General features: G+C 69.1%; 26 protein-coding genes and 1 pseudogene. 20 read left to right on the forward strand and 7 right to left on the reverse strand.

What is annotated here, in order from left to right:
• Positions 1–38: 38 nt before the first annotated feature.
• The 8 genes from QL987_RS08030 (at position 39) to QL987_RS08065 (ending at position 11,412) form a co-directional block, all read left to right on the forward strand.
• Entirely contained in the window at positions 39–347 is a 309-nt protein-coding gene (locus tag QL987_RS08030; RefSeq protein ID WP_111075296.1) for a hypothetical protein, read from the forward strand.
• On the forward strand, positions 347–1,996 hold the full coding sequence (locus QL987_RS08035) for a hypothetical protein (RefSeq protein ID WP_290157097.1): 1,650 nt from the start codon (positions 347–349) through the stop codon (positions 1,994–1,996). Before QL987_RS08030 ends, QL987_RS08035 begins: the two co-directional genes overlap by 1 nt.
• A 10-nt stretch (positions 1,997–2,006) precedes the next feature.
• Positions 2,007–2,612, forward strand: coding sequence for a hypothetical protein (locus QL987_RS08040; protein WP_290157098.1), 606 nt, complete (start codon positions 2,007–2,009; stop codon positions 2,610–2,612).
• Positions 2,609–3,352: a hypothetical protein gene (locus QL987_RS08045; RefSeq protein WP_290157099.1), complete on the forward strand. Its 744-nt coding sequence runs from the start codon at positions 2,609–2,611 to the stop codon at positions 3,350–3,352. Before QL987_RS08040 ends, QL987_RS08045 begins: the two co-directional genes overlap by 4 nt.
• Positions 3,349–4,287 carry a hypothetical protein gene (locus tag QL987_RS08050; protein ID WP_290157100.1) on the forward strand — a complete coding sequence of 313 codons (939 nt, stop codon included), beginning with the start codon at positions 3,349–3,351 and terminating at the stop codon, positions 4,285–4,287. The genes QL987_RS08045 and QL987_RS08050 overlap by 4 nt, the downstream gene beginning before the upstream one ends.
• Entirely contained in the window at positions 4,287–9,044 is a 4,758-nt protein-coding gene (locus QL987_RS08055) for an FtsK/SpoIIIE domain-containing protein (RefSeq protein WP_290157102.1), read from the forward strand. Before QL987_RS08050 ends, QL987_RS08055 begins: the two co-directional genes overlap by 1 nt.
• A 442-nt stretch (positions 9,045–9,486) precedes the next feature.
• Positions 9,487–10,851, forward strand: a complete 1,365-nt coding sequence (dnaB, locus tag QL987_RS08060) for a replicative DNA helicase (RefSeq protein WP_111075290.1) — start codon at positions 9,487–9,489, stop codon at positions 10,849–10,851.
• Between the two features lie 414 nt (positions 10,852–11,265).
• Entirely contained in the window at positions 11,266–11,412 is a 147-nt protein-coding gene (locus QL987_RS08065; RefSeq protein WP_290157103.1) for an LPXTG cell wall anchor domain-containing protein, read from the forward strand.
• Positions 11,413–11,456: 44 nt separating this feature from the next.
• On the opposite strand, the gene QL987_RS08070 is transcribed toward QL987_RS08065, so the two are convergent.
• Together QL987_RS08070 and QL987_RS08075 are read right to left on the reverse strand one after the other, a co-directional pair.
• A complete protein-coding gene (locus tag QL987_RS08070) occupies positions 11,457–11,924 on the reverse strand; it encodes a GNAT family N-acetyltransferase (protein WP_290157104.1) in 468 nt (155 codons plus the stop codon).
• A gap of 60 nt (positions 11,925–11,984) precedes the next feature.
• Complete coding sequence (locus QL987_RS08075) at positions 11,985–12,284, reverse strand: hypothetical protein (protein ID WP_290157105.1); 300 nt, start codon at positions 12,282–12,284, stop codon at positions 11,985–11,987.
• 180 nt (positions 12,285–12,464) lie between these two features.
• Between QL987_RS08075 and QL987_RS08080 the strand changes: the two genes are divergently transcribed.
• Entirely contained in the window at positions 12,465–12,989 is a 525-nt protein-coding gene (locus QL987_RS08080; RefSeq protein WP_290157106.1) for a hypothetical protein, read from the forward strand.
• A gap of 74 nt (positions 12,990–13,063) precedes the next feature.
• On the opposite strand, the gene QL987_RS08085 is transcribed toward QL987_RS08080, so the two are convergent.
• On the reverse strand, positions 13,064–13,744 hold the full coding sequence (locus QL987_RS08085; protein ID WP_290157107.1) for an HAD family hydrolase: 681 nt from the start codon (positions 13,742–13,744) through the stop codon (positions 13,064–13,066).
• Between the two features lie 154 nt (positions 13,745–13,898).
• On the opposite strand from QL987_RS08085, the gene QL987_RS08090 reads away from it, so the two are divergent.
• The 3 genes from QL987_RS08090 to QL987_RS08100 all read left to right on the forward strand — a co-directional run bounded on the left by QL987_RS08090 (position 13,899) and on the right by QL987_RS08100 (position 16,117).
• Complete coding sequence (locus tag QL987_RS08090) at positions 13,899–14,549, forward strand: GNAT family protein (protein ID WP_140449157.1); 651 nt, start codon at positions 13,899–13,901, stop codon at positions 14,547–14,549.
• Positions 14,550–14,691: 142 nt separating this feature from the next.
• Entirely contained in the window at positions 14,692–15,549 is an 858-nt protein-coding gene (locus tag QL987_RS08095; RefSeq protein WP_290157110.1) for an alpha/beta hydrolase-fold protein, read from the forward strand.
• Positions 15,542–16,117 carry an AAA family ATPase gene (locus tag QL987_RS08100; RefSeq protein ID WP_290157111.1) on the forward strand — a complete coding sequence of 192 codons (576 nt, stop codon included), beginning with the start codon at positions 15,542–15,544 and terminating at the stop codon, positions 16,115–16,117. Before QL987_RS08095 ends, QL987_RS08100 begins: the two co-directional genes overlap by 8 nt.
• Positions 16,118–16,125: 8 nt before the next feature.
• Here the strand turns inward: QL987_RS08100 and QL987_RS08105 are convergent, their stop codons facing one another.
• Positions 16,126–16,644: a hypothetical protein gene (locus QL987_RS08105; RefSeq protein WP_290157112.1), complete on the reverse strand. Its 519-nt coding sequence runs from the start codon at positions 16,642–16,644 to the stop codon at positions 16,126–16,128.
• A gap of 182 nt (positions 16,645–16,826) precedes the next feature.
• On the opposite strand from QL987_RS08105, the gene QL987_RS08110 reads away from it, so the two are divergent.
• Together QL987_RS08110 and QL987_RS08115 are read left to right on the forward strand one after the other, a co-directional pair.
• Entirely contained in the window at positions 16,827–17,078 is a 252-nt protein-coding gene (locus QL987_RS08110; protein WP_056124895.1) for a hypothetical protein, read from the forward strand.
• 112 nt (positions 17,079–17,190) lie between these two features.
• Positions 17,191–17,712, forward strand: coding sequence for a DUF4265 domain-containing protein (locus tag QL987_RS08115; RefSeq protein ID WP_204607068.1), 522 nt, complete (start codon positions 17,191–17,193; stop codon positions 17,710–17,712).
• 8 nt (positions 17,713–17,720) lie between these two features.
• On the opposite strand, the gene QL987_RS08120 is transcribed toward QL987_RS08115, so the two are convergent.
• A complete protein-coding gene (locus QL987_RS08120) occupies positions 17,721–18,155 on the reverse strand; it encodes a GNAT family N-acetyltransferase (RefSeq protein ID WP_290157116.1) in 435 nt (144 codons plus the stop codon).
• Positions 18,156–18,389: 234 nt separating this feature from the next.
• Here QL987_RS08120 and QL987_RS08125 point away from each other — a divergent pair, with 234 nt between their 5' ends.
• From QL987_RS08125 to QL987_RS08135, 3 genes are all read left to right on the forward strand, one after another.
• A complete protein-coding gene (locus QL987_RS08125; protein ID WP_290157117.1) occupies positions 18,390–18,800 on the forward strand; it encodes a DUF3021 domain-containing protein in 411 nt (136 codons plus the stop codon).
• Between the two features lie 363 nt (positions 18,801–19,163).
• A complete protein-coding gene (locus QL987_RS08130) occupies positions 19,164–19,718 on the forward strand; it encodes a helix-turn-helix domain-containing protein (RefSeq protein ID WP_290157118.1) in 555 nt (184 codons plus the stop codon).
• On the forward strand, positions 19,715–21,109 hold the full coding sequence (locus QL987_RS08135; protein WP_290157120.1) for an MFS transporter: 1,395 nt from the start codon (positions 19,715–19,717) through the stop codon (positions 21,107–21,109). The genes QL987_RS08130 and QL987_RS08135 overlap by 4 nt, the downstream gene beginning before the upstream one ends.
• A gap of 62 nt (positions 21,110–21,171) precedes the next feature.
• Here QL987_RS08135 and QL987_RS08140 read toward each other — a convergent pair whose 3' ends face one another.
• On the reverse strand, positions 21,172–21,579 hold the full coding sequence (locus QL987_RS08140; RefSeq protein WP_253465793.1) for a hypothetical protein: 408 nt from the start codon (positions 21,577–21,579) through the stop codon (positions 21,172–21,174).
• Positions 21,580–21,784: 205 nt separating this feature from the next.
• Between QL987_RS08140 and QL987_RS08145 the strand changes: the two genes are divergently transcribed.
• Entirely contained in the window at positions 21,785–21,997 is a 213-nt protein-coding gene (locus QL987_RS08145; RefSeq protein WP_253465790.1) for a hypothetical protein, read from the forward strand.
• A 103-nt stretch (positions 21,998–22,100) separates the two neighbouring features.
• Here QL987_RS08145 and QL987_RS08150 read toward each other — a convergent pair whose 3' ends face one another.
• The gene (locus tag QL987_RS08150; RefSeq protein WP_290157122.1) at positions 22,101–23,087 is read right to left on the reverse strand and encodes a GTP-binding protein; all 987 of its coding nucleotides are present in this window, start codon (positions 23,085–23,087) and stop codon (positions 22,101–22,103) included.
• 48 nt (positions 23,088–23,135) lie between these two features.
• Here QL987_RS08150 and QL987_RS08155 point away from each other — a divergent pair, with 48 nt between their 5' ends.
• Together QL987_RS08155 and QL987_RS08160 are read left to right on the forward strand one after the other, a co-directional pair.
• On the forward strand, positions 23,136–24,071 hold the full coding sequence (locus QL987_RS08155) for an AAA family ATPase (RefSeq protein WP_290157123.1): 936 nt from the start codon (positions 23,136–23,138) through the stop codon (positions 24,069–24,071).
• A pseudogene (locus tag QL987_RS08160) lies at positions 24,068–25,435 on the forward strand (hypothetical protein); the annotation flags it as partial. The gene QL987_RS08155 and the pseudogene QL987_RS08160, both read left to right, overlap by 4 nt.

Here is a 25,435-nt window from a genome sequence, read left to right on the forward strand (position 1 = left end):
CGACCCGTTCACCTCCGGCACGACTGATCGGGAGCACCATGGCAGACCTCATCATCACCTCGGCCGTCCTCGAGGACTCGGCCACCAAGCTGCAGCACATCTCCGACGAACTCGAGCACCAGAAGTCCGACGACCGGGCGCTCAGCGACGTCTACGGCCAGCACGACGTGCAGAAGGCGATGCACGACTTCTCCGGCGACTGGAAGATCCACCGCAACAAGATGAAGGGCGCCGTCAAGGACCTGCACGAGAAGATGCAGAAGGCGACCGAGAACTTCACCGACCTCGAGCACGACCTCTCCGAGAAGCTCACCACCGAGTCCCACCCGACCGACGGTGGTGCCTGATGCCGGCCCGCGGTGGGAACTGGGCCCTGCTCGACCAGTCGTCCGACCCGGTCGTGGCCGACGTCCCCGTGGTGCAGGAACTGGTCACGTACTACAAGACCATCGCCGAGGAGATCACCTCGGAAGCCGACGTGCTCCGGCGCATCGGTGACGGCGACGACGCGCAGTTCAAGGGCGCGACGGCCGACGCCGTGCGGAAGAAGAGCAAGGAGGTCGCCGCCTCGCTGACGAAGATGTCCGGCCGATACGACGCCATCAGGGACGCCCTGACGGCGTACCTGCCCGAACTGCAGCACGCCCTCGACGAGAGCGCCGGTGCTCTGCAGGACGCCGAGGAGGCCGACGCCGCCGGGACCCGTGCCGCGTCGATGCCCGACCCGTCGAAGGACCGCGCGCAGGACGCCCCGCCGATGACGACCGAGGAGCAGGACGCCGTCAGCGCCAAGGGCCGGGCGTCGTCCGCCGCCCAGGGGGACGCCGACGCGGCGAAGGCCCGACTGCACCGGGCGCTCGACGGCATCACTGCCGCAGGCAAGGCTGCCGCCGCGACGATCCGGGCGTCGTGGCATGACGGACTGCACGACACGCTCGGCGACAAGATCAAGGCGTTCTTCTCGAAGCTGCTCAAGCTGATCGTCAAGATCTTCACCTACATCGGCATCGCCCTGGCGGCGCTGGCGATCCTGATCCCGGGCGTCGGCGTCCTGGCGATCATGGGTGCGGTCGCCGCCGGTGTGGGGCTGGTCGCCCAGCTCGGGCTCGTCGCACTGGGCGAGGGCAACGTCTTCGACCTGGTCATGGCCGTCGTCGGTGTCGCCACGCTGGGGATCGGGTCGGGCATCACGAAGGCCACGTCGGTCGCCGTGAAGAGCGGGCTCTCGGCCGGCAAGACCTCGATGACCGCCAAGCTCGGCGAGCGTCTGGCGCCCCTCAAGGAGTTCCGATCCGACGCGATCCAGCGGATCAACAGCCTGAAGACCCAGATCGGCGGCAAGACCGGAGCCGTGCAGCACGTCGACGGTGCGATGTCCGGCTTCACCCAGAACGCGCTCCGGGACGTCGGGACGAAGGGCCTCGGCGCGGCGAAGACCATCTCCGACCAGCTCCGGCGGAACCTCGAGCCCCTGGTCGAGCAGAAGGGTGCGCTGCAGGGCGGCATCAAGTCCGCCGAGACGCAGATCGCGAAGGAAGCGGGGCTCGTCCGCGGCGCCGATGACCTGATCGCCGCGAACATGAAGGACGTCGACCGGGCCATCGGGGCCTTCACGAGCAAGTTCCCGGACAACCCGAACTGGTGGAACCTGCGCCAGGTCGGTACCACCGCGAAGAACGACTGGAGCACCATCTCGAAACAGTTCGGTTCCGATCTGTTCACGAAGAGGGGCTTCGATGGGTGGGCGGAACGTCTGGCCGGCATCGACGGGCAGCTGAACCGCGCGGACATCGACAAGTGGCTGGGTGCGCGCGGCTTCGCCGGCGTCGGGTCATCGGCGCCGAAGTGGCACACCTGGGTCAACGGCGGCATGAGTGCGCAGGGCAAGGCGTGGTCGATCACCGGCCTCGTCATCAACCCCACCATGATCGGCAACGACCAGCAGCGCCCGTGGACCGAGTCCTACGGCGAGTTCAAGCACCCGATCACGATCTGAGAGCCAATCCATGAGCGCTGTACCCGTCCTGACCTCGACGATCGACGTCGACGCCCCGGAGTGGCTGGTGGTCCCCGGCGCCGACGAGCTGACGCCCGCCTGGCGGGCCGACGTGCTGGCGCTGTTCGACGCGGTCGCGGACATCGACCGGGAGGCGCAGGGTCCCGACCGGCTGTTCGCTGACGGTCCGTCGGTGGACCCGGAACACGCCGTCGACACCCTGCTGGAGTTCCGCGCCTCGCTCGACGGCGACGAGCGTCTGGTCGCGGCCCTGACCGTGCCGAACCGGTGGCCGCTGCCGGTGATCGTCTCGGTCGGGGTGGCGGACGAGTCCGGCCCGGACCTGCTCGAGCTGGCCGGCGCGACCGGTGGCGCTCCGTCGGATCCCCCGGCGGTCGACGAGCTGCCCGAGGACGTCGGCGGCGAGGGCCCGGTCGTGACGCGCTTCGACGTGGACGACGAGGGTGTGATCTGGGCCACGGTGTGCGCCGTCCGACGGCAGGACGGTGTGGACACCCGGGTGCTGTGGCGGACGCGGGAGCTCGACGTCGTGCCGGTCTTCGCTCCCGAGGTCGTCGCCCTGGTCGGCCGCGTCCGGAACGAGGTGTCCGCATGACCGCCCCGATCTCGTCGTTCCTGATGGTCGTCCCGCCGGGATGGGCCCGCCTGCCCGCGCGTGAGGAGGACCGGCAGGTCCTCGCCGCCACGGTCCGCGAGGTCATCGCCCGCGCACTGCCGGACTCGCTGCCGCGCGACCGTGCCGAACCGCTCCGCCAGGAGATGCAGAAGCGCCTGATGTCGACCGTCGTCGAGGCGGGCGACAACGGCGCGACCGCGGTCTACCTGCCGGTGCAGCCCGTCGATGGGTTCACGCCGCCGGTGTCGATCATCGAGAGCGAGGTCGACGACGAGTCCGACCAGGCGCCGGAGGAGGTCATCGCCGAGCTGCTCGCCGACGCCCTGCCGGACCGGCACGACCAGCAGGACCCGGGCCTCCGCCAGGTCGACGGCGGCATCGCGGCCCGCACCGAGACGCAGCTCCGCCGGGCCGTGCCGGACGAGGTGGCGGGCGAGCTGCCCGCGGTCGACGACCGTCAGGTGGTCTACACGATCCCGGTGCCGCACCGTCCGGGCCGCTGGGTGGTGATGTCGTTCTCGGCGATCAGCGCCCCGAGGGACCAGGACCCGACCGGGCCCGGTGCCGAAACCCCAGACATCGGTACCGACGAGCGGATCACCGACGCCCTGGTGATGCTGTTCGACGCGATGATGACCACGTTCCGCTGGACCGACGTCCCCGACGCCGAACCGACCCCGCTCGAGCTCCGTCTGGCCGAGATCGGTGGCACGGCGTGAGCTGGGACTTCCTGCACCCGGCGTCCCACCTGGTGCTCACCTGCGCGGCCCTGCTGTTCGTCGCGACCCTGGCCTTCGTGGTGCCGGTGATCGTCGCGCTCCGCCGCCGGAGGGCGACGGACGCCATCGCCTGGGCCGACCGGGTCCGCCGTGACGACGCCACCGCATGGGCGCTCGACCGCGTGCTCCGGAGCGTCGAGGCCTCGTGCCGGACGGCCGGCGTCGTGTTCCCCGGCTTCGTCCGGGCGTCGATCGGCCCGACCGTGCGGCTCGACCTGACCGCCCCCACCGTCGCCCCGCCGGAGCCGTGGACCGCGACCCCGGACGGGCACTCGTGGTCGGCACCGATGCAGGCGCTGCAGGCCGTCGCGCTGACCGAGGACGCCTCGGTCCGGTTCGCGACGGTCGTCGGTCTCGGCACCGACCAGGACGGCAGTGTCCTGGTCGACCTGGCCGCGGTCGGCGGGGTCGTCGCCCTGGGTGGGGACCGTGCCGCCCGCACCGCCATCGCCCGCCGGGTCGTCGACCAGGTCCGCACCGACCCGTGGTCGCGCACGACCCCGGTGCTGACGGTCGGCATCCGTGGCGACGAGTTCGGGACCGTGGCCTCCGTGTCGGTGGCCGAGGCGGTGGCGACCGTCGCGGCGGACGCGACCCCGGGCCTCCTGGTCGTCCAGAGCCTGCCGGGCGGCGCAGACGGCCGTGAACTGGTCCGGCTGCTCGAGCGGCCGAGCGGCCGCTGGGCCGTCATCGCGCTGCAGCCGAGCCCGCTCGCGCGCTGGACGCTCGAGTGCCGTCGTGACGGTACCTCGACCTCGGCGGAACTCGGGTCGGTCCGGTGGATGGACCTGGGGCTGTCCGAGCCGGTCGTCGACGAGGCCGCCCCGACCGCAGCGCCGATCGAGACCGCTCCGGCACAGACGGCCGGCGCCTGATGCAGGTCGTCGTCACCGTCGTCGACGACGTCACGGGCGTGCGCTCGGACGTCCTCATCGACGCACCCGGATCCGCCACCATGCGCTCCGTCGTCGACGCGTTGTCGCGTCGGACCGGCGGGACACCCCTGCCCGCCGAGGCCGGTGACGCCGACGTGCGCTTCGCCGACAGCGGCCTGGTAGACGGCGCTGTCCTGCACATCGGCGCCGATGCCGACACCGGTGCCGGACAGGGCCTGGTCGACCTGCTCGTCGCCGGTGGCGTCGGCGCGGGCCGGTGCGTCCGGGTCGGCGTCGGGACCGTGCGCCTGGCGTTCACCCCGGACAGCGAGACGCTCACCGGTTCCGAGACGGCGGGGCTGCCCGGCCTGGAGGCACGGATCGCCTTCGACGGGACCGTCACCGTCCGCCTCGCCCCGGCCTTCGTACCCGAGTCGTCGCCGGACCCGGCGGTCGTCGGGGACGCTCAGGAGGGCGTCGGCACGTCCGGCGATCCCGCTGCCGCCCTGCCGGGTGCGCTGCCGCCCGTTGCCCCGGCTCCGGGAGCCCTGTCCTTCGAGTCCCTGCCGCCGGGTGCGCTGCTGCCCGGGGCGGTCGACACCGCCGCCGGCCACCCCGACACCGACCCGTCCGCGCTGCCCGAGGTCACCGTCGACGGCGAGCACGTCGGCGACGAGTGGACCGCGTGGGAGCCGGGCGCGGTCCTCCGGGTTGCCGAGACGGCGCTGACCGTCCGCCCGGTCGCCGTGGTCGACCGGATGCTGCTGCGTCCGCCGGACTCCGGCCAGCTCGACTTCAACCGGCCGCCCCGCCTGCTGCCGCCCCTGCGTCCGACGTCGTTCCGGATCCCGAAGCCGCCCGTGCCGCCGCAGCGGTCCGCTCTGCCGTGGATCATGGTGTTCGTGCCGGCGATGTTCGGCATCGTGATGGCGACCGTGTTCCACTCGCCGTTCTACCTGCTGTTCGCGTTCATGACGCCGATCATGGTGATCGGGCAGACGATCACCGCACGGAAGACCGGCAAGAAGAGCCACCGCAAGGCCCTCGCCGACCACGCCGACCGAGTGCGGGCGATCGAGGACGCCGTGGCCGGAGCCGTCCTGGCCGAGCGGGACCAGCGCCGCGAGGACTCCCTCGACGCCGCCGCACTGCGGATCACCGCGACGACCCCGACCCGGCGCCTGTGGGAGCGCCGACCGACGGACGCCGACCACCTGCACGTGCGGGTCGGCATCGGGGACCTGCCCTCCACCGTCACCGTCGAGGACGACCGCGACCAGGACCGCCTGGACCAGGAACCCCGCTGGACCCGGGGTGTGCCCGTGACGGTGCCGCTCGCCGAGGTCGGCGTCGTCGGCATCGCCGGACCCGGCACCTGGCCCCGCTCGATCGGCCGCTGGCTGCTCGGCCAGCTCGCCGTCACGCAGTCCCCGCGCGAGGTGCAGTTCGTCGTGCTGACCGCGCAGTCCGCCGTGCCGGACTGGGCGTGGACCGTGTGGCTCCCCCACGTGCGACCGACGGACGGGCAGGAGGCGCTGGCCCTGGTCGGGTCGGACGCCGAGACCATCGGCCGCCGCCTGGCCGAGCTGACGCAGATCCTGGCCGAGCGTCGGGCCGAACGACAGAAGAACGTCAACAGCCGGCGTCGGTTCTCGCCCGAGATCGTCGTCGTGCTCGACGGTGCACGCCGACTCCGTGCGATGCCCGGTGTGGTCGGACTGCTCCGTGACGGACCGGCCCTGGGCATCCGGCTGATCTGCATCGACGAAGAGGAGTGGCAGCTGCCCGAGGAGTGCGTCGCCACCGTGCTGCACCGCTCGCCGACGCAGCTGGTCCTCCGCCGCCAGATGTCCGCGCCGGTCGACCTGGTGCTGGCCGACCGCATCGAGGACGACTGGTTCGACGAGGTCGCCCGTGCGCTCTCGCCGCTCCGCGACACCTCCGGCTCGGACGGCGACGGCCTGGTACCGGACAGCGCCCGGCTGCTCGACGTGCTCGACCTGCCGCAGCCGAGCGGTTCCGTGATGGCCTCGCGCTGGCGGTCCGGCTCCCCCACAACCTCGGCGGTCGTGGGGGTCGGCATCGACGGGCCGTTCGCGCTCGACCTGGTGCGGGACGGCCCCCACGGGCTCGTCGCCGGCACCACCGGGTCGGGCAAGTCCGAGTTCCTGCAGACCCTGGTGGCCTCGCTGGCGGCGGCGAACCGTCCGGACCGAATGACCTTCGTGCTCGTCGACTACAAGGGCGGTGCGGCCTTCAGCGTCGCCTCCGACCTGCCGCACACCGTCGGCCTGGTCACGGACCTGGACCAGCACCTGGTCGAGCGGGCCCTGCGGTCGCTCCGCGCCGAACTGACCCGGCGCGAGCACATCCTGGCCGCGTCCGGGGCGAAGGACATCGAGGACCACGAGGCCCACCTGGCCCGCGGTGGGTCCGGCGAGCAGATGCCCCGACTGGTCCTGGTGATCGACGAGTTCGCGGCCATGGTCACCGAGCTGCCCGACTTCGTCGCCGGGTTGATCGGCATCGCCCAGCGCGGTCGGTCCCTCGGCGTGCACCTGATCCTGGCCACCCAGCGCCCCGGCGGTGTGGTCGGTCCGGACATCCGCGCGAACACGAACCTGCGTGTCGCCCTCCGCATGACGGACGGCGGCGAGAGCACCGACGTCATCGACGTGGCTGATGCGGCACGTATCCCGAAGAGCGTGCCCGGACGGGCATACGCCCGACTGGGGCACTCGTCGGTCGTGCCGTTCCAGTCCGCCCGCGTCGGCGGTCGGTGGGCCGGTGAAGCGGACGCGAGTGCGGTCCTGCCGTTCGTCCGGGTGCTGGAGTGGCGGGACTTCGCGATGTCGCCGCCCGAGCGCCCGTCGAAGTCCGGTCCGGGTTCGGCAGCGACCGACCTGTCCGTCCTGGTCGGGGCGATGCGGGACGCCCGCGAGCAGATGGGCATCGGTCCGCTGCACTCGCCGTGGCTGCCGCCGTTGCCCGAGCTGCTCCCCCTGTCCGCGGTGGCCTCGGCGACCGTCGGCGGCTCCTCATCCGGCCCTTCTGCTCATGCTGACGTCAGTGAAACCTCCGTCGGGGGTTCGGGTCTGACCTTCGCCTGGGGCCTGGAGGACCTGCCCGACACCCAGCAGCAGCGTGCCGCGACGGTCGACCTCGAGCGCTTCGGCCACCTCTACGTCGTCGGTGCCCCGGGATCCGGCCGGTCCCAGGCGCTCCGCACCCTCGCCGCCTCCGCGGCCGGGTCGATCGCCTCCAGCGACCTGCACCTGTACGTCGTCGACTGCGGCAACGGCGCCCTGGCGTCGTTGCAGTCCCTGCCCCACTGCGGGGCCGTCGCCCAGCGCACCCAGGTGGAGCGCGCCTCCAGGCTGATCGAACGCCTGACCCGCGAGATGGCGCGACGACACGACGTGATCGCCGCGGCCGGGGCCGCGAACATCACCGAGCAGCGGATGCTGGCCGCCGAGGCGGACCGCCTTCCGCACGTGCTGGTCCTGGTCGACCGGTGGGAGAACTTCACCACGACGCTCGGCGAGGTCGACGGCGGGTCCCTCACCGAGGCGATCCAGTCGTTGCTGCGCGACGGCACCGGGGCGGGCATCCACGTCGTCATCTCCGGCGACCGCACGTTGCTGACGTCGCGGATGTCGACGCTGACGGACGACAAGATCGTGATGCGCCTGACCGACCGACTGGACTACTCGCTCGGCGGGATCAACCACCGGCAGCTGCCGGCGACCATCCCACCGGGGCGCGGGTTCCGTGCCGACAGCGGGACCGAGCTGCAGTTCGCGACCCTGGGTGAGGACGTGTCGGGCCAGGGGCAGACCGCGGCCGTCCAGGCGCTTGCGCGGCGGGTCAAGGCCGACGAGGAGACGCTCGGACTCCCCCGCATCAGGCCGTTCCGCGTCGACGCGCTGCCGAAGGACCTGGACCTCGACGGCGCGCTCGAGCTCGACGGGGCGCCCGCACCGGCGCCGATGGTCGCGGTCACCGGCATCGGTGGGGACGACATGTCGCTGCAGACCGTGGACCTGCGCGAGGGCGGCGGCACCTTCATCGTGGCCGGCCCCTCGCGGGCCGGGCGTTCGACGATGGTCGCCGCGATGGCGCGCTCGCTGCTGGCCGGTGGGACGCCGATCGTTGTGTTCGCCCCGCGGCCAGGAGCCGTGCGCGACCTGGCCGGTCTGCCCGGCGTCCTGGCGACCGTCACGGGCGACGACGTCTCGGCGTCGGACGTCGAGGACCTGCTCGGCCGACCCGGGGTCGTCCTCGTCGTCGACGACGGCGAGCTGCTCATCGACTGCTCCGCGAAGGCCGAGCTCCGCACCTTCGTGCGCGGGCTGGCCGACAACGGGCAGGGTCTGGTGCTCGGCGGCAACACGACCGGGCTGGCCGCCGGGTTCGGCGGGTGGCAGGTGGACGCGAAGAAGAACCGCCGTGGGGCGCTGCTGTCCCCGCAGGACACGCTCGCCGGTGACCTGGTGGGCGTGCGGATCTCGCGGTCGTCGATCTCGTCGCGGGTGCAGCCCGGCACGGCGCTCGTGCACCTCGGGACGGGCATCGCCTCGACCGTGCAGGTGCCGATGGTCACGGCGGCGACCCGGACCGGGTCGGTCGCCGTGCCGTCTGCCGCCGGGCCGTCCGTCGCGGAGCCGTCCGTCGCGGTGTCTTCTGCTGCCGTGTCTTCTGCGGATGGCGGCGTGTCGGCGGGTGTCGGTGACGTCCTGGAGGCGCGTGCCGGCTGAGCAGGTCCGGCACCCGAAACACGGTTGGCTGGTTACGTCCTGCCCCGCTCTGCCCACCTGGGAGCCAGCCGAGTGGAACGGGACGATGCGCCCGTTTGTCAAGTCGGTTCTGCACAGTGGGGGCAGTGAACGGGAACCTTCGACTCCCACTTGAAGCCGAGTTCTCCACACATGGTGTGGAACAGGAAAGCCCTGGTCAACAGTCGAAAGTGTGTTCCCCAGGGGAGTTGTCCACAGCTGAGTGCACAACCCTCCACACAAGAGCCCGGCGTGTTCCACGGTCTCTCCACAGAGTTGTCCACAGGGCCGTTTGCTGGGGATAACTCCGTACCCGTAGCTTGAGCCAGCGACTCGGGGATGTCGGTCGCCCGGGGTAGAACTGCTCGGTGGGGAGCGGTTCAGTGAGCCGTCCGCCAGCACCGCCAAACACTGAGGAGCACGTGTGTCGATCGCGCATCTGGACCCGGCCCCCCGGGAGTACGCCGAGCGGAACAACGACCGCACTCCCCCGCACGACATGCTCGCGGAGCAGTCGACCATCGGCGGCATGATGCTGTCGAAGGACGCCGTCGCCGACGTCATCGAGACCGCCCGCGGTGTCGACTTCTACATCCCCAAGCACGAGGTCATCTTCGACGCGATCCTGTCGCTGTACTCCCACGGTGAGCCGACCGACGTCATCGCCGTCACCGACGAGCTGACGAAGACTGGCCTGCTGTCCCGTGGTGGCGGTGCCGAGTACCTGCACAGCCTGACCAGCATGGTGCCGACCGCAGCGAACGCCGGATACTACGCCGCCATCGTCGCCGAGAAGGCCGTGCTGCGCCGCCTGGTCGAAGCCGGCACCCGCATCGTCCAGATGGGCTACGCCAGCGAAGGCGAGGTCACCGACCTGGTCAACAGCGCCCAGGCCGAGGTCTACAACGTCGCCGGCGGCGTGCAGACCGAGGACTACGTCCCCCTCACCGAAGCCATCGGCACCGCCATCGACGAGATCGAAGCCGCCAAGGGCCGCGACGGCCAGATGACCGGCGTCCCCACCGGCTTCGCCCAGATGGACGCCCTGACCAACGGCTTCCACCCCGGACAGCTGATCATCGTCGCCGCACGACCCGCACTGGGCAAGTCGACCCTGGCGCTCGACCTGTGCCGCTCGGCTGCGCTCAAGCACAACCAGACCGCCGCGTTCTTCTCGCTCGAGATGGGGCGCGCCGAGATCGCCATGCGCCTGCTGTCCGCCGAGTCCAGCGTCCCCCTGCAGAACATGCGCAAGGGCACCGTCGACGCCCGCGACTGGACCACCATCGCGCAGACCCGCGGGCGCATCAATGACGCCCCGTTCTTCATCGACGACTCGCCCAACATGACTCTGGTCGAGATCCGCGCCAAGTGCCGTCGACTCAAGCAGCAGCACAACCTGAAGCTCGTCGTCATCGACTACCTGCAGCTGATGACCTCGGGCAAGAAGGTCGAGAGCCGCCAGCAAGAGGTCTCGGAGTTCTCGCGTGCGCTCAAGCTCATGGCGAAGGAGCTGCAGGTGCCCGTCATCGCGCTGTCCCAGCTGAACCGTGGACCCGAGCAGCGTGCCGACAAGAAGCCGATGATCTCCGACCTGCGTGAGTCCGGGTCGATCGAGCAGGACGCCGACATGGTCATCCTGCTGCACCGTGAGTCTGCGTACGAGAAGGACAACCCGCGTCAGGGGGAGGCGGACCTGATCGTGGCGAAGCACCGTAACGGGCCGACGGACACCATCACCGTGGCGTTCCACGGGATGTTCTCGCGGTTCGTGGACATGCCGCAGTAGGGGAGTTCGTCGCGGCGAGAACAACTTGTTTCCTCCGCGTACAACCTGTCGCCGGAGCGCGTTCCTCGGTGCTGCCTCGGTCGGGGGTCGTCTCCCGGCGAGTCAGGAGCAGCGTGCCGTGCGCGCTAAGTTGCTGTCGGGGTGGACACGGCGTTCTGCGGGGACGTGCTCGAGCGGAACGCGCAGCGATCTGGTCCCTCGCGCTGACTTCACCGACTGGAAGTGCCGCACCCTTGCTCGGGTGCGTCAACGATGTAGCGTTTAGCGCCCCTTCACCGGGCATTTTCGCGGGACACCTATACGGGAATCCCCAGGTCAAGCAGGGCACGGGCAAGTTGTCGTGGTTGTCGCCGCCAGCCATGTACCGGTGGACGACCGGCTTACGAGACCGCGGTCGCCCTCTAGTCTCAGCAAATGAACGCACTCGTCGCCACCGCGGTCGCCATGCTCGCTGCTGTCAGTCCGAAGACGGGCGCCACGATTCCTCTGTGGGCGTTCGTCCTCGTGATCGTGGCGATCGTCGCTGTCGGAGTCACCATGTTTCTTCGCCGCAAGCGCTGACTGTCCCGCGGAGAACTGGGGCGTCTCGTTCGGTAGCGGATCGGCTAGCGGACAGGGGTCTCCAAATTCAGTGTCATCGCGAGAGACCCGACAGCATCCTGTCGACTGGTCTCGACGAAGCCCGCGCGTTCGTACGTCCGTACGGCCGGGCGGTTGCCCATCACGACGTTGAGGCCAATCGAGGTCGCACCGAGTGCACGTGCTCGGGCGACGGCAAGCCGCACCAAGTCATGGGCCAAGCCTCGGCCTCGCACGGTGGGATCGAGCAGAACCCGTCCGAGGTGAGCATGGCCGTCGTGCACCGTGAGTTCGAACTGGCCGATCGGTTCCCGACCCGCGTCGACGGCTACCCATGCCGTTCGTTCAGGGCTCCGTTCGTCCATCGTGAGCTGGTCGAGAGTCAGAGGCCATCGCAGGCGGGGGCCGGCGAAGAGGTACAGCGCCTCGGCGTCCGGCACCCACAACACGATCAGATGGCAGTCATCACTGGATCGCGGTCGAATCGAGAGCACGTCGCACATCATCCGCGCGATTGGTCACAACGGCCACAGGCAGGTCCGTTGACCGATCCGCTACTGAGACAGGGTGAGGCGCCTCCGGCGCGAGCGCAGCAACAGCGCGATACCCACGACGTCGAGCATCACGAGTAGAACGATCGCCGCGTGGGCACTCAACCACAGCGCCGCGTCATGCGGGAGTAATTGTGACGGATCGAATGCCCCAGTCGCTTCCGATCGTTCTGCTGCCCAGTCATTGGCTACTGAGTACAAGGCGAAGAAGCTCACGAGCACCACGTTGAACAGAGCGGCGAGCACCCATACCATCACAACGAGGGCACGAGGAAGGGGTACGGGCGCGCTGACCTGACTCATCCCGACACAATACGAGCGCACCATTACGTCCCGGTCGCAGAGCGCCCCCAGCGCGATGAACGTTTTCGAAAGCTCCTTGCGCCAGCCATGAGACTAACTGGTGCCGTCCGCCCGGGGATCCGCTACCGGGCGGGTGCCTGGTAGGAACGATCGCCGCGCTCGCCCTATAGCCTCCTTGGAGTGCGCATCTCCGACTTCGACGTCGAGCCCGGAACCGGGTCGCGGTTTGGGGTGGTCGTGCTCGGAATCGCGAGCGCAATCGCCGGAGTTCTCGCGATCATTGGGTGGCCGTTGCCTGTCATCTCGTCGACACATGGCCGAGGTCAGCATGCTTGGGCACGGACCATCCGAGGAGTCCAAGATTGGTTCGCGCACGACGGCTGGCGGATGTCTGGCGCATCGTGGATCTACGGTGCTTTCGCGGTCGTCGCCGCGGCCGCCGTGGTCGTTCTGCTTCATCCTGCTTGGAGCGGCCGCCGCGCCTTGCTCATCGTCGTCGTGCCGGCCGGAGCGTTACTCGTGCTGGGCCCTGCACTGCAACGGGCTCTCGGGCTGCCTTGGTCTAACTACGGAAGCGGGTCGACCGGCGGCACGGTCATTGGCATCGTTGCGACGGTTGTGTGCGGCGCCGTGCTCAAGGCCTTCCGTCGGGCAGCGAAGCGAAGGGCCCGACGTGACAAAGATCACGGGACGCTCGCTCACTGACTTGGTGAGCCAGCGGGCGGCCTCCCAGGGAGAAGGGTGAACTGTCGCCCCGACACGTCTCGTAAGCCGATCCCTCAATGGGCCCCGCTGGCTGCGACGATTGATTGGTGGACCAGAGCCAGAACATCGGCAGGTTCCTTTGCCATCGCTGATGGCACCCACCGCTCTCCCCAAACTCGTCCGTGGCTGACCCATGCCGTCGCCCAGCCAAGCGCCCGAGCGCCCGCGATGTCCGCGGCGGGGTGATCACCGACCATCCATGCGAACCCCTCACCGTTTGAGACCGAGTAAGCGGCATCGAAGATGCGCGGATCGGGCTTTTTGAAGCCAAGCTCCCCGGAGATGGCCACTCCCGAGATCACCTCGTCCAAGCCGGTCCGTGCCAGTTTCATCCGCTGCTGCTGTGATTCGCCGTTGGTGACAACCACCAGGGACTGGCCGAGACACGTCAGCTTGTCAAGCCTGTCCAGGACTCCCGGATAACAGACAAGGTGCTCGACGATCCCGGCCCGCATCGACGAAACTAGAGCCTCGGCGTCGGCGTCGGCGTCGGCGTCGGGTCGGCGCGGCTGAAGTCGCTCAATGAGCATCCGAGCCAGATCGAAGCGAGCCGTGTAACCGCCGTCGTCCGCTTCAAGCAACCAGTCGATATCCGAAGCGGTTCCGCCGAATGCCGGCACGGCCTGGCGTGCCCAGGCGCTGAACGCCCCATCACGATCGACAAGCGTGTTATCGAGGTCGAGGAAGACGGGCACACACCCAGACTAAGAGCTGGATAAGCCAGATGCATCGCGTCCGATAGACGATCGATCACCGGGCGCTGCGAGAGGACAGATGCGAGGGTCGCTACTCAGCGGCCGGGCGCGTAACACGCCTCGCTGCGGTGACCGGCGCAGGTAGCGTCCCGGTATGGAACTGGAGAAGCTGTGGCCGTTGTTCGGACTCGAACTCCGAACCCCACGGCTGGTGTTGCGTCCGGTGCGGGACCAGGACCTCCCTGCCCTGGCGCAGGCTGCTCTTGATGGCATCCACAACTCGGACCGCATGCCGTTTGGCTTCCCATGGACCGATGCGTCTCCGGAGGAGCTGCCGCGGAACCTCGCGACATATCAGTGGAGCCTCCGCCAGGTCTCGCCGCAGAACTGGACGATCCAATTCGCCGTCATCCTTGACGACGAGGTGATCGGGGCGCAGGACCTCGCCGCGTTCAACTTCGGGGACCGCCGGACTGTGAACTCCGGTTCCTGGCTGACCCGACGCGCCCAAGGCAAGGGCGTCGGCACCGAGATGCGCGCGGCCCTGCTGCTGTTCGCCTTCGACACTCTGGGTGCCGAATGGGCAGAGTCAAGTGCTGCGGCCTGGAACACCCCGTCGCTGACCGTTTCGTACAAGCTCGGCTACGAGCCGAACGGGGTCACGCAGGTATCGCCCCGGTCCGGGCAACCGGTCGACGAACAGCGCGTGCGACTCTCCCGCGGTGCCTTCAAGCGCCCGAAGTGGAACCTGCAGACCATCGGCGATCAACCCGTTCTCGCACAGCTCGGGATCACTGCGTCGTAGGACGACCGCGCCGCGGAGCGGCGGTCGGGGCGAGCTCGCTGGCGGAGCCATGACCGTCCGGTAGCCGATATTGCCCGGACGCTAGCGGGACGGAGCATGACGGCGGCTGTCTGCTCGTGAGGTTGGTCGTTAGAGTCGATTCGTGTCTCCGACAGTGCCGTTCGCCGCTCTCCCGATCGAGCAGCAGGACATCTCGTACGAGTACGGACCCGACTCAGCGGTCCGGCCGGACGTACCCTCCGGCACGATCGAGGAACTCCACCTCGACTCGAGCGAACGGTACCCGGGGACGTCTCGAAAGGTCTGGGTTCATCGCCCCGCAGGACATCTCGCTGATGCCGAGTGCGCGGTCATGGTGTTCAACGACGGCTGGTGGTACCTCGATCCAGCCGGCGCGGTGCGGGCTGGGACCGTGCTGGACAACCTCGCTGCCGACGGTGTCCTTCCGCCGATGGTCGGCGTGTTCGTCGACCCCGGCGTGATGGACGTCGACGGCGTACCGACGAAGCACCGGAACGCCGAGTACGACGCGTTCGATGACACCTACGCGAGCTTCCTGATGGAGGAGGTCATACCAGAGGTCGAGTCCCGCTACGGCGTTTTGGCTGATCCGATGAACCGTGGCATCTGCGGCGGCAGCAGTGGTGGCAACGCCGCCCTGACAGCAGCATGGACTCGGCCCGACGGGTTCGGGAGGGTCATCGCGTTCAACCCGAGCTTCGCGCAGATGCCGGGCGGGAACCCGTACCCGACGCTCCTCGCGACCGAACCGCGCCGACCCACACGTGTGTTCCTGCATGCTGCGCACCGGGATCTGCACTGGAACGAGCGAGCGGCGAACTGGTTCGCCGAGAGCCTCGACACCGCGTCCGCACTCGCGAGAGCTGGCTCCGACTTCCGGCTCGTCGTCGGCGACGGGTCGCACTCCCCGAACCACGGCGGGGTGCTGCTGCCCGATGCGCTGCGCTGGCTCTGGGCGGCGGGTCGCACCGATGCGTGAAGGCGGACTCGACTCGTCAGCCGACGAGGTGGCCTGGATCGTGACCGGGATGCCGGGTGCCGGCAAGTCGACGGTGAGCCGTCTCGTTGCCGCGGCGCTCCCTCGTGCCGTGCGGATCGGTGCCGATGACCTCAACGCGATGATCGTCTCCGGCGCGGTCTGGCCACTCGGCCACCCCGCCGACGAAGCAGAACGACAGGTTGAGCTCTGCTACCGCAATCTCGGGGCACTGGCGCACAACTTCACGGCGAGCGGTTTCACGACGATCATCGATTGCGTTCTTCCCGACGGAGATCATCTCGATCGCCTCCTCCGGCAGCTCCCTCAGCAGCGCGCACGGTTGGTCGTCCTCGCCCCTGGCGAAGCAGCCTGCCACGACCGCAACGCCGCACGCAGCACGGAGGAGCAGTTCGACTTCGATGGCTACCGCGAGCTCGACGCCACCATGCGAGCAGGCTTCGGTGATCAAGGTCAGTGGATCGACAGCGCCGACCTCACTGGTGAACAGACGATGCGGACGATCCTCGAACAGGTCGCCATCGTCAGCTCCGACAGCAGCGTCCGGTAGCCGATCGGCTAGCGGACGCTGCTTTCAACTTGATCCCCAATCGGGTCGGCATAGGCCGCGGCGTACCAGCTCACGCTCGAGTCCCCGGAGGTCGACCCGATGGTGATCCAAGCGCTCGATGTCGCGACGTACAGGTCTTCGTCGTGACCACATTGCATCGAGCGTGATGCAAGCCGCTTCCCGTTCTCGGCACCGCTGACCAAGCGCTTGCTCCATACGGCCATCGACACCGTTCCGTGCCCTTGACACGCAAAGGACACACGAACGTGCGCGGGTGTCCCGCCGTCCGCGACGCCGAGAGAGAGCCGACTCGATGAATCGTTCGTGCCGGCACCACTGCCGAGTTCGCCGGGCTGTTCGGCCCATCGGTCCTGGACGCTCTCCATCCAAGCAGAGGAGGCCTTCTCGTCGCCGACAGCCTTCACGTGGCTGGAACAGGCTGCAAGCGACATCGCGGTCACGAGCGTCAGCCCGACGAGCCCGATTAGCCGACGGCGGCCTTGGGGGTCGGCAGGTGAAGTGATCATGCTGGACAGAGTCTCGTGCACATGGCTCCGTCCTGCACCCTCCCGTTCTGGCGTCATCGGTGTCAGGGATTGACGGGGGCCGCTGGAAATGGGGTAGCACCGGCCAACCTCGAAGCGCCCGCCAGCCGATCGGCTACCGGACACCGTCTGACAGCTAGAACCCATCCCATAAGGTCACGTACATGACCGAGACGAAGCGGCGCAGCATCCTCGAACGAATCGTTGGGAAGCCCCTCCCGTGGCTTGCGTGGACCTGGGCCGCTCTGGCTGTGATTTGGATCGTTCTGGCCATCGTCGACCCGTCCGGATTCCACACGTTCATGGCGATCACGTGGTCAGTTCTCGCCATCGTCCAACTCAGCGCCGCCTACTACGCCCGCAAGCAGGAGCACAGGCGAGCACCAACAGCCGAAGCCGACACCGCTGCCCACTGATTCCACGTCTATGCCGCGTCCGGTAGACGATCGTCAACCGGGCTCGAGGTCGGGCGGTGTCGTCGACCGAAACCGAGTGCGGTCGGGTGCATGGCGAGGATAGATTGCCGCCATGAGCGAGTACCGGCAGCACCCCAGTCGGACGGCCGAATGGGCGGGATCTTCGCTTGTGCCGACGCAATCGGCGTCCGACGCGGACACTGAAGTCTGGTTCGCGCTTCCCTCCGACTCTGGTGACGTGTTCTGGGAAGCGTTGAACGCAAAGACGATCGGGCCGGACCTGGTGCAGGTTCGTGCAGTACCCGCGTGGGTGTACGGCGTGAACTACGACGACACAGTAGCCACCGTCAGATCCGCGGAAGGATCGCTCGTGGCAACGAGCGTCAGCGAGCACGGCAACCAGGCCACCTTCCGACTCTGGCTCGGCGAAGATCCGGACCTCGCCGCGGCGTGGCGGTCGATCGCAGGACGCTACGCCCAGCGCGGGTGTCTCGTCGACGCGATCTCGGAGAACCTCATCGCCCTGTCCTGCCCCGTCGAGAACGCGCCCCTGATCCGCGACCTGCTCATCCACGAGGAGCAGGCAACAGCACTGATGTGGGAAGACGGCACCCCTGCCAGCTCCGTCCGTTAGCCGATCGGCTATCGAGACGGGCTGAGCGTCATGAAGACATCAACGTCGTCTTCGATGTCTGTCACGAAACCGTGCCTCTCGTAGAGGCGGCGGGCAGGGCTTCCCTGCAGTACGTTCAGCCGAGTCGCTCCTCCCCACGGCTCCGCGAGCACGGACCGCAGGACATTGCCGCCGATGCCTGCGCCTTGTCGACCACGTTCGAGGTAGAAGTGCTCAATCCAACGTACGGAGCCTTCCGGGCGTGTGCTGATCGAGCCGACGTCGCCATTGCCCTCGACGATGACCCGGGTCCACTCTGAACGGAACCCCTGCCGCATGCGGTCTCGCACTCGGTGCTCGTCGTACCGGCCGAGTCGCTGGAGATCCGTACGCAGCACGTCCGCTCGGAGTTCAACGAGCCAATCAATGTCCTCGGGGAGGCTAGGGCGCAGCACAACGTTCATGCTGCAACTCTAGAAAGAGCGACAAGCTGAGGCATTGCCCGTGAGGGCGCCACGTAGCGCCTGACGAGGGACGGGTCGAATCGCAGCTCTCGCCGCCGAGATCGCCCACGCGCCGACTTCCGGTAGCCCATCCCCTACCGGATACCAGTTTGCAGGACGATGGGCCGTCCTTCGGGTGGGGTCGTACGAGCGGACGCTGATGTGTGGTCGACTGGGCGCGAACGAGGGGGCACCATGCAACGACCACGTCAGCGACTCGCTCTGCGCGCCGTCCTCCTGGGAGGGATCCCGCTCGTGTTGATGTCCGCGATCGGTGGGTTCCTCTTCCACGACGGACAGGCCGAGGATGGTCGCAGCACCCTCGCGGTCGGCGTGATCATCGCAGCCGTGTCTGCGTCGTCCGTCATCTACCAGGTGGACCGTTGGTCCCTGAGGCGGCAGTCGCTGACGCACCTGGCTGTGATGGTCGTCACCGTCCTCCCCGCGCTGCTGCTCAGCGGCTGGTTCCCGTTGGACACGGTCGGCGGCGTGCTCCTCGTCGTCGCGGTGTTCGCGCTCGTGGGCATGGTCCTTTGGTTGTCGCTGTTCCTCATCATGCGCTTCATAGAGCGCCGCCAGGCCGCGCGCCTCCAATCGCCTCTCTGACTGACGGCTCGGCATACGTTGACTCGTTGTCGCGCGGCGTCGTCCGGACCGGGATCCTCCATCGAAGGCTTGAACGGGCCGTGCGACATCCACCGAGCCGCGTGAGAGGCAGGAGGAACACCGGCCCAACGCAAAGCCCACTGCCCATCAGAGCGACAGTGGTCATCGCCCAGCCAGTCGCCTACTCGCGCTCGTCACAGAGGTGTTGCGGTTGCCATCTCCTGCGAAGGCGCCCCTTCTGGCGTGAGCCAGTAGTGAACCAGCGGTCCGACAATGGTCATTGCGCAATGACCATTGTGTAAGTATCTTCGGTCCATGGCATCACACGACTCGTCCCGTTCGACCCTCACTGAAGCTGCTTCGATGCGGGTGTTGGCACACCCGACCCGCTTGCGCCTCCTCGGATTGCTCCGCGAGCGAGGTCCTCAGACTGCAGCGCAGCTCGGAGAGGTCGTCGACGAGGCCCCGGGCACGGTCAGCTACCACCTGTCCAAGCTGGCCGCGAGTGACCTCATCCAGGCGGCAGAGCCGCAGAGCGACGACCGGCGCGAGCGCTGGTGGCAGGCAACGGCACCCCTCACCTCGTGGGAGCCGGCCGACGTGCTCGACGACCCCGCTCGCCTCAGTGCATCGACCGCCCTCGAGAAGTCGATCGTCCAGGCGAACGCGGCGCGCTACCTCCAGTACGTCGATGCGAGGCCGGGCCTGCCGAGGGAGTGGGTAGCGGCGGAGGCTGGTGGTGACCGTGCGATCCGCCTCACCGTGACGGAGCTCGCCGCCCTGCGTGCCGAAATCGAGTCCGTCGTGGACCGCTGGGTGGAAGTCGGCGCCGCGCACAGCTCGGACTCCGGTGATGGGGCTGAGACAGTCGTCCTCGCTTACCACGCCTACCGGTACCCAGGAGGCGCGGGAGCGTGACCGAGGACACTCCGGTCCCCGAGACGGTCGCTCTCGACCGTCGCGATCCCGACGAGCGCACTGAACGCGATGACAGCGCGCAGAGCGATGCGCCCGCCGAGGATGGTGACGGCGGCGCCGGTACGTCGACTCGCGCGGCTCGCACAGCGCTCTTCGCCCTCGTCGCCGCTCACGCGGTCTCGCAGACGGGCAACGTTGTCACGGCCTTCGCGGTCCCCTTCTACGTCCTCGCGCTCGGCGGTTCCGGCGTCGAGATCGGCGTCGCCGCCGCCTTCGCCACGGCACCTGTGATCATCGGTGGTCCGCTCGGCGGGGTCGTTGTCGACCGGGTCGGCCACCGTCGGGCCGCGATCGTGGCGGACGTCGTGAGCGGCGCCTCCGTCCTCGCGATGCCGGCGTTGGCGCTGACGGTCGGTCTGCCGTTCTGGGCGTTGCTGACCCTTGTGTTCGTGGGGGGCCTCCTCGACACCCCAGGCCAGACCGCCCGCCGCGTGATGCTGCCGGGCCTGACCGAGCGGGCGGGTGTGCGCATCGAGCGCAGTGTCGGTCTCCTCGACGGGTCGGAGCGCTTCGCGAAGCTCGTCGGCGCCTCCCTGGCGGGCCTCCTCGTGGCGGCCGTCGGCCCGATCGGGTCACTGTTCGTCAATGCTGCGACCTTCGCGGTGTCTGCGTTACTGACATGGGTGTTCGTCCCTCGCGACGCCAAGGCGGCAGAAGCAGAAGCGGGTGTCGAGGGTGCGCCGCGCGAGTCCTTCTGGGCCGACCTCATCGAAGGAGCTCGCTTCGTCGTGCAGGACCCGCTGATGCGGCTCCTGGTCGGATTGGTGCTGGTCACGAACTTGCTCGACGCTGCTCGTGGGTCGACCCTGCTGCCCCTCTACGCCAACGATCGCCTCGGGGGCGCGGCAGCGCTGGGGGTCCTCGTCGCGACCATGGGCGGCTGCGCCCTCCTCGGCAACGTCGCCTTCGGTTTCGTCGCCCACCGGGTGCCACGGCGGGTGACGTTCGCGGTGTGCTTCACACTTGCCGGAGGTCCGTCAAGTCTGGCGTTCGCACTCGGGGCACCGCTGCCAGTGCTCGTCGCAGCGACCGCGCTGGCAGGGCTGGCGGCAGGATCGCTCAACCCGATCCTCGCGACAGTCGAACTCGAGCGGGTGCCCGAACACATGCGCGGCCGCGTCTTCGGCCTCATCAACGCGGGAGCCTGGGCTGGCGTCCCCTTCGGCGCCCTGCTCGGCGGGCTCGCCGCCGACACGATCGGGCTCACTGTCGCCTTCGGCATCGTCGCGGCGGCTTACGTCGTGACGACCCTCACACCACTGACGGGCGGGTCGTGGCGATTGATGGAGCGGGGCAACTCAGCGCACCAAGTCAGAAATGATCGTTCCTGAATCGTCCGGTGACCGATCCTCTATCGGAACATCGAGCGATCGTTTCCTGAGGGGCGGGGCCCTTAGCGGCGGACCTTGAGCTCTCCTCTGCTGGTGATCTGGATCGTTCCGGTCGGGTAGGTGACGTCACCGCAAGCTGTCTTGTCCTGAGAAGCGAACAGCCGCGTCGACTTCCTCCCGATTTCCGCCTTGGTCGTGGTGTCCGCGGCGGTCAACATGAACTTGTGTCCGTTCGGCTCGGAAGACCGCGCGGTGACCGTGTTCTTCGTTGCCGTATCCGCACAAACATCGTCGAGACAGACCGAAAGGACGTGTCCGGGGTGCGCATCGACCCACGCAGTGGCGTCGATCGCCACGCTGGCGGTCGATTGGCGGCTTCCGCTGCATCCTGTGACGGAGCATGCCGTCACGCTCCCCGCTAGGAACACGGCCAGTATGCCGCCCGCGGTTGCACGCTTGCCCCACTCCATAGGTCGACCGTACGTCAAGAACTACTATTCGGAGCCCACCACGTGATACCTGTGCATTGTCGCATTTTCATCCCCTTGTGCACGGTGGTTTTGTCGAGTTGAGACTGATTCCGGGGGAGAGGCATCAGGTCCTCGTTACGTCACCTTCAGCGCGACTCAGAACGCGTTGTACTGGGGCATCTGCTCGCAGTCAGAGGAGAAATGCATGTCAGGTGTGGAGGACATGACCGGGAAGGTCTCGACCATGGCGCAGCAAGGTGAATGGATCCTCGAGCGTCACGGTCACAACGGCGGAACCAGCATGCTGGAGCCTTTCGGCAAGATCCCGACGCTCGGAAACAATTTGGACTCGGTGTCAGCGCTCGGCTCCACCGGGAACTTCTCGTTCACGTTCAACGACACCGGGACGACTTGCTGAACACGTTCGCGATCAACCCGGTCATCGCCTCGATCGTGTACGGCGCCGTGAACTCCGACTTCGCGCATTGGTCCGGTCTGAAGTAGGCATTCGAGAACAGCTCTCACCGGCTGAGCCGCAACAGTCTCCGCAGCCGCCGCACCCCCGCCGGCGACGAGGGCTCGTCCACGGCGACCGACTCGAACCGCGCCCGGACGAGCTCGGCGTCGAACCCGTACCCGACGGCGACGAGTGCCCGGGCCGCGGTCCCGGTCCCGAGTGGTTCGACGTGCACCGTGCCGGTGACGACGTGCACCACGTAGGGCCGGCTGGCGCTGCCGATCCGCACGTCGACGATGCCCTTGATCCGCGCGACGCCCGGGACGGGTGTGTCGAGCAGGTCGACGAGCGCGTCCGCGGACACCGGGGTGTGGAGTTCGCAGGTGACGGCCTCGGCGTGGTGGTGCATGTGCTCCGGCTCCGTCAGGCCCGAGAAGTCGAGCTCGTCCGATGCTGCCCGCTCCGCGACGTCGAACAGCACGGTGGGGTCGATCGCACCGCGCACGGCCGGGACGACGACGGCCCGCGGGGCGACGTCCCCGAGTGCGCGGAGGACGCGGTCGGCGTCCGGTGTCCGGTCGGTCTTGTTCGCCACCACGAGGGACGCCGTCCGGTAGCGGGCGTCGCCGAGCCGCTCCGCCTCGGTCGTCCGCGCGAACCAGGCGGCGTCGACGACCTCCACGAGTCCGCCCCACCGGGCGCGGGGCGCCGAGCTGAACCGGATGAGCCGCGAGAGCACCGCGGGATCGGCTGCACCGCTCGCTTCGACCAGGACGACGTCGAGGGCGAGTCGTGCGTCGGTCAGGCGTTCGAGGGCGTCGTCGAGTCCGCTGGTGTCGTCGAGGCAGCAGATGCACCCGCCGGAGATCGAGGCCGCCTCGTCGATCTGACCGACCACCAGTCCGGCGTCGATGTTCACGGCTCCGAAGTCGTTCACCACGACGCCGATGCGGGCGCCCGGCGTGCGGAGCAGTGCGTTGACCAGGCTCGTCTTGCCGACGCCGAGCGGTCCGGTGATCGCGACGACGGGCACGGTGGAGCGTGCGTTCACGGCTGACCTCCGTTCCGCCTCGTTGATGAGAACAGTTATCATCAAAGCATGTCGGATGCGGTCTTCCCGTTCAGCGCAGTCCTCGGTCAGGACGAGCTGAAGCGCTGCCTCGCGCTCTGCGCGGTCGATCCGGGCATCGCCGGTGTCCTGGCGATCGGTGACCGTGGCACTGCGAAGACGACGACCGTGCGGGGCCTCGGGGCGCTGCTCCGCACGGCGGGGGTCCCGATGCCGATCGCGGAACTGCCGCTCGGCGCCAGCGAGGACCGGGTGCTCGGGTCGCTCGACATCGATCGCGCCCTCCGCGGCGAGGTCGCCTTCGCGCCGGGCGTCCTCGCTGAGGCCCACGGCGGCTTCCTCTACATCGACGAGGTGAACCTGCTCGACGACCTGCTGGTCGACGTGCTGCTCGACGTGGCCGCGTCCGGCGTGAACCGGGTGGAGCGCGACGGCATCAGCCACGTCCACCCCGCGCGGTTCGTGCTCGTCGGCAGCGGGAACCCCGAGGAGGGCGAGTTGCGCCCGCAGCTCGAGGACCGTTTCGGCCTGGCGACCTCGGTCACGACCATCACCGACGTCGACGTCCGCCTGGAGATCGTCCGCCGACGCCTGCGGTTCGACCGCGACCCGGCCGCGTTCGTCGCCGCCGCACGCGACGCGGAACTCCGCCTGGGCGAACGCATCGTCCGGGCGCGGGAACTGCTCGACGAGGTCGAGGTGTCCGAGCGGATCCTGCGCCAGATCGTCGACGTCTGCGTCGAGTCCGGCGCGATCGGCCACAGAGCCGATCTCGTGATGACACGGACCGCCCTCGCGGGCGCGGCCTTCGCCGGCCGGACGGACGTCACCGGCGCCGACGTCGCCATGGCAGCCGTGCCGGCACTCCGACACCGGACCCCGCGCCAGCCGGCGGAACGTGCCACAGCCCCTGCGGCGCGCGTCCGGCTGGCGACGGCCCGGGTGCTCGGCCTGCAGGCCGCGTGACCGACGACCAGCACCGGGCGGTGCTCGACCGATGGCTCGCCGGCGACCGGTTCGGGATCCTCTGCACGGGCGACGCAGACACCGCCGAGAAGGCCTTCCGCGAGCTCGCCGATGCAGCTGATGCCCGCTTCGCGCACGCCGAGGCGGTCGACGCAGAACGGCTCGCGGCGGTCCAGGGCGAGCGCGTGCTCGCCCTGGCGTGGGACGCCCGCGACGTCGCACCGGCGCTGCTCCGCCGCTGTACGGCCGTCCTCCGGTTCGCACATCCACGCACCGTCACGCCACCGAGATCACGCAGGGCACCGGCCTGGAGGCTCGACGAACTGTCCGGCGCGGTCGTCCGGCTCCTCGACGTGGCCGGTCTCCGCGACCACGGGCTGGACGTGGCTGCATCGCGTCTCGCCCTGGGGCTGGCAGAGGGCGGCCACCCGGATCCGCTGGCTGTCGTCGCGGAGGTCGTCGCGAGGCCTCGGCGCTCCGGGTCAGCCGTGCTGGAGGACCCGACCGGGGGAGCGGACAATGAGGGCGAGGACGACGCGGCCGGCCCGTCGGTCGAGGACGAGGCGGACGGCATCCAGAGCGGACCGGCGACCGAAGACCCCGCAGCGACCGCCGACGACGAGGACGGCGACGGAACGGCAGCAGGCGGTCAGGACACCGGTGCCGGCGACGAGGACGGTACGGGCAGTGGGCGCTCTGACCGCCCGGACGCGACCGGCGAACCGGATGCGCGCGACTCCGACTGGACGGACGAGGGGCCCGGCGACGAGGCGGACGGGACCGACGAGGGCGACGCCAGCGCCGATGACCGGGCGACCAGCAGCGCGGACGTGACCCGCGGTGCGGAGGCGAGCACCGCCTCCAGGCCGGACCCGGACGTAACCTCCGGCGATGACCCGACCGGTACTGACGACGCGACCGGCGCGACGGCGACGGCGCAGGAGTGCCCGCTCGACGGTGACCGCACCGGCCTGGCGGTCGCCATCGGGGTGACCGGCGTCACGACCGACCAATCGATGCGCGCGCGCCCGGCGACGCGGAGCGACCGGCACCTGCGTGGGCGAGACGGGCCGTCGAGCCGATCGGACGACCGCGGGCGGATCGTGCGTGACGTGGCGCTCGACCGCGGTCGGGGTGGGGTCGCCGTGGTGCCGAGCCTGCGACGCGCGGCGGTCCGGGTGGCGCTCCAGACCGCGATGGGCAGCCCCGATCCGGTCCCGCTCGTCCGCGACGACCTGCGTTCAGCGGTCCGGGCGAGACGAGGGGGGACCCACACGGTGGTGCTCGTCGACGGCTCGTCCTCGTTGGGGCGGGCGGGACTCGACCGGGCGGGTTCCGCCGCTGACCGCCTGGCCGCCGAGGTC

This window comes from Curtobacterium sp. APC 4022 (genome assembly GCF_030407555.1).
Lineage (GTDB): Bacteria > Actinomycetota > Actinomycetes > Actinomycetales > Microbacteriaceae > Curtobacterium.

Bases quoted from the DNA above. Each gene is read 5' to 3' on its own strand.
- QL987_RS08105 (WP_290157112.1), bottom strand. From the start codon at position 16,644: ATGATCACTTCACCTGCCGACCCCCAAGGCCGCCGTCGGCTAATCGGG.
- QL987_RS08045 (WP_290157099.1), top strand. From the start codon at position 2,609: ATGACCGCCCCGATCTCGTCGTTCCTGATGGTCGTCCCGCCGGGATGG.
- QL987_RS08145 (WP_253465790.1), top strand. From the start codon at position 21,785: ATGTCAGGTGTGGAGGACATGACCGGGAAGGTCTCGACCATGGCGCAG.
- QL987_RS08075 (WP_290157105.1), bottom strand. From the start codon at position 12,284: ATGAGTCAGGTCAGCGCGCCCGTACCCCTTCCTCGTGCCCTCGTTGTG.
- QL987_RS08120 (WP_290157116.1), bottom strand. From the start codon at position 18,155: ATGAACGTTGTGCTGCGCCCTAGCCTCCCCGAGGACATTGATTGGCTC.
- QL987_RS08110 (WP_056124895.1), top strand. From the start codon at position 16,827: ATGACCGAGACGAAGCGGCGCAGCATCCTCGAACGAATCGTTGGGAAG.
- QL987_RS08115 (WP_204607068.1), top strand. From the start codon at position 17,191: ATGAGCGAGTACCGGCAGCACCCCAGTCGGACGGCCGAATGGGCGGGA.
- QL987_RS08155 (WP_290157123.1), top strand. From the start codon at position 23,136: ATGTCGGATGCGGTCTTCCCGTTCAGCGCAGTCCTCGGTCAGGACGAG.
- QL987_RS08100 (WP_290157111.1), top strand. From the start codon at position 15,542: ATGCGTGAAGGCGGACTCGACTCGTCAGCCGACGAGGTGGCCTGGATC.
- QL987_RS08090 (WP_140449157.1), top strand. From the start codon at position 13,899: ATGGAACTGGAGAAGCTGTGGCCGTTGTTCGGACTCGAACTCCGAACC.
- QL987_RS08035 (WP_290157097.1), top strand. From the start codon at position 347: ATGCCGGCCCGCGGTGGGAACTGGGCCCTGCTCGACCAGTCGTCCGAC.
- QL987_RS08055 (WP_290157102.1), top strand. From the start codon at position 4,287: ATGCAGGTCGTCGTCACCGTCGTCGACGACGTCACGGGCGTGCGCTCG.
- QL987_RS08130 (WP_290157118.1), top strand. From the start codon at position 19,164: ATGCGGGTGTTGGCACACCCGACCCGCTTGCGCCTCCTCGGATTGCTC.
- QL987_RS08030 (WP_111075296.1), top strand. From the start codon at position 39: ATGGCAGACCTCATCATCACCTCGGCCGTCCTCGAGGACTCGGCCACC.
- QL987_RS08125 (WP_290157117.1), top strand. From the start codon at position 18,390: ATGCAACGACCACGTCAGCGACTCGCTCTGCGCGCCGTCCTCCTGGGA.
- QL987_RS08040 (WP_290157098.1), top strand. From the start codon at position 2,007: ATGAGCGCTGTACCCGTCCTGACCTCGACGATCGACGTCGACGCCCCG.
- QL987_RS08140 (WP_253465793.1), bottom strand. From the start codon at position 21,579: ATGGAGTGGGGCAAGCGTGCAACCGCGGGCGGCATACTGGCCGTGTTC.
- QL987_RS08065 (WP_290157103.1), top strand. From the start codon at position 11,266: ATGAACGCACTCGTCGCCACCGCGGTCGCCATGCTCGCTGCTGTCAGT.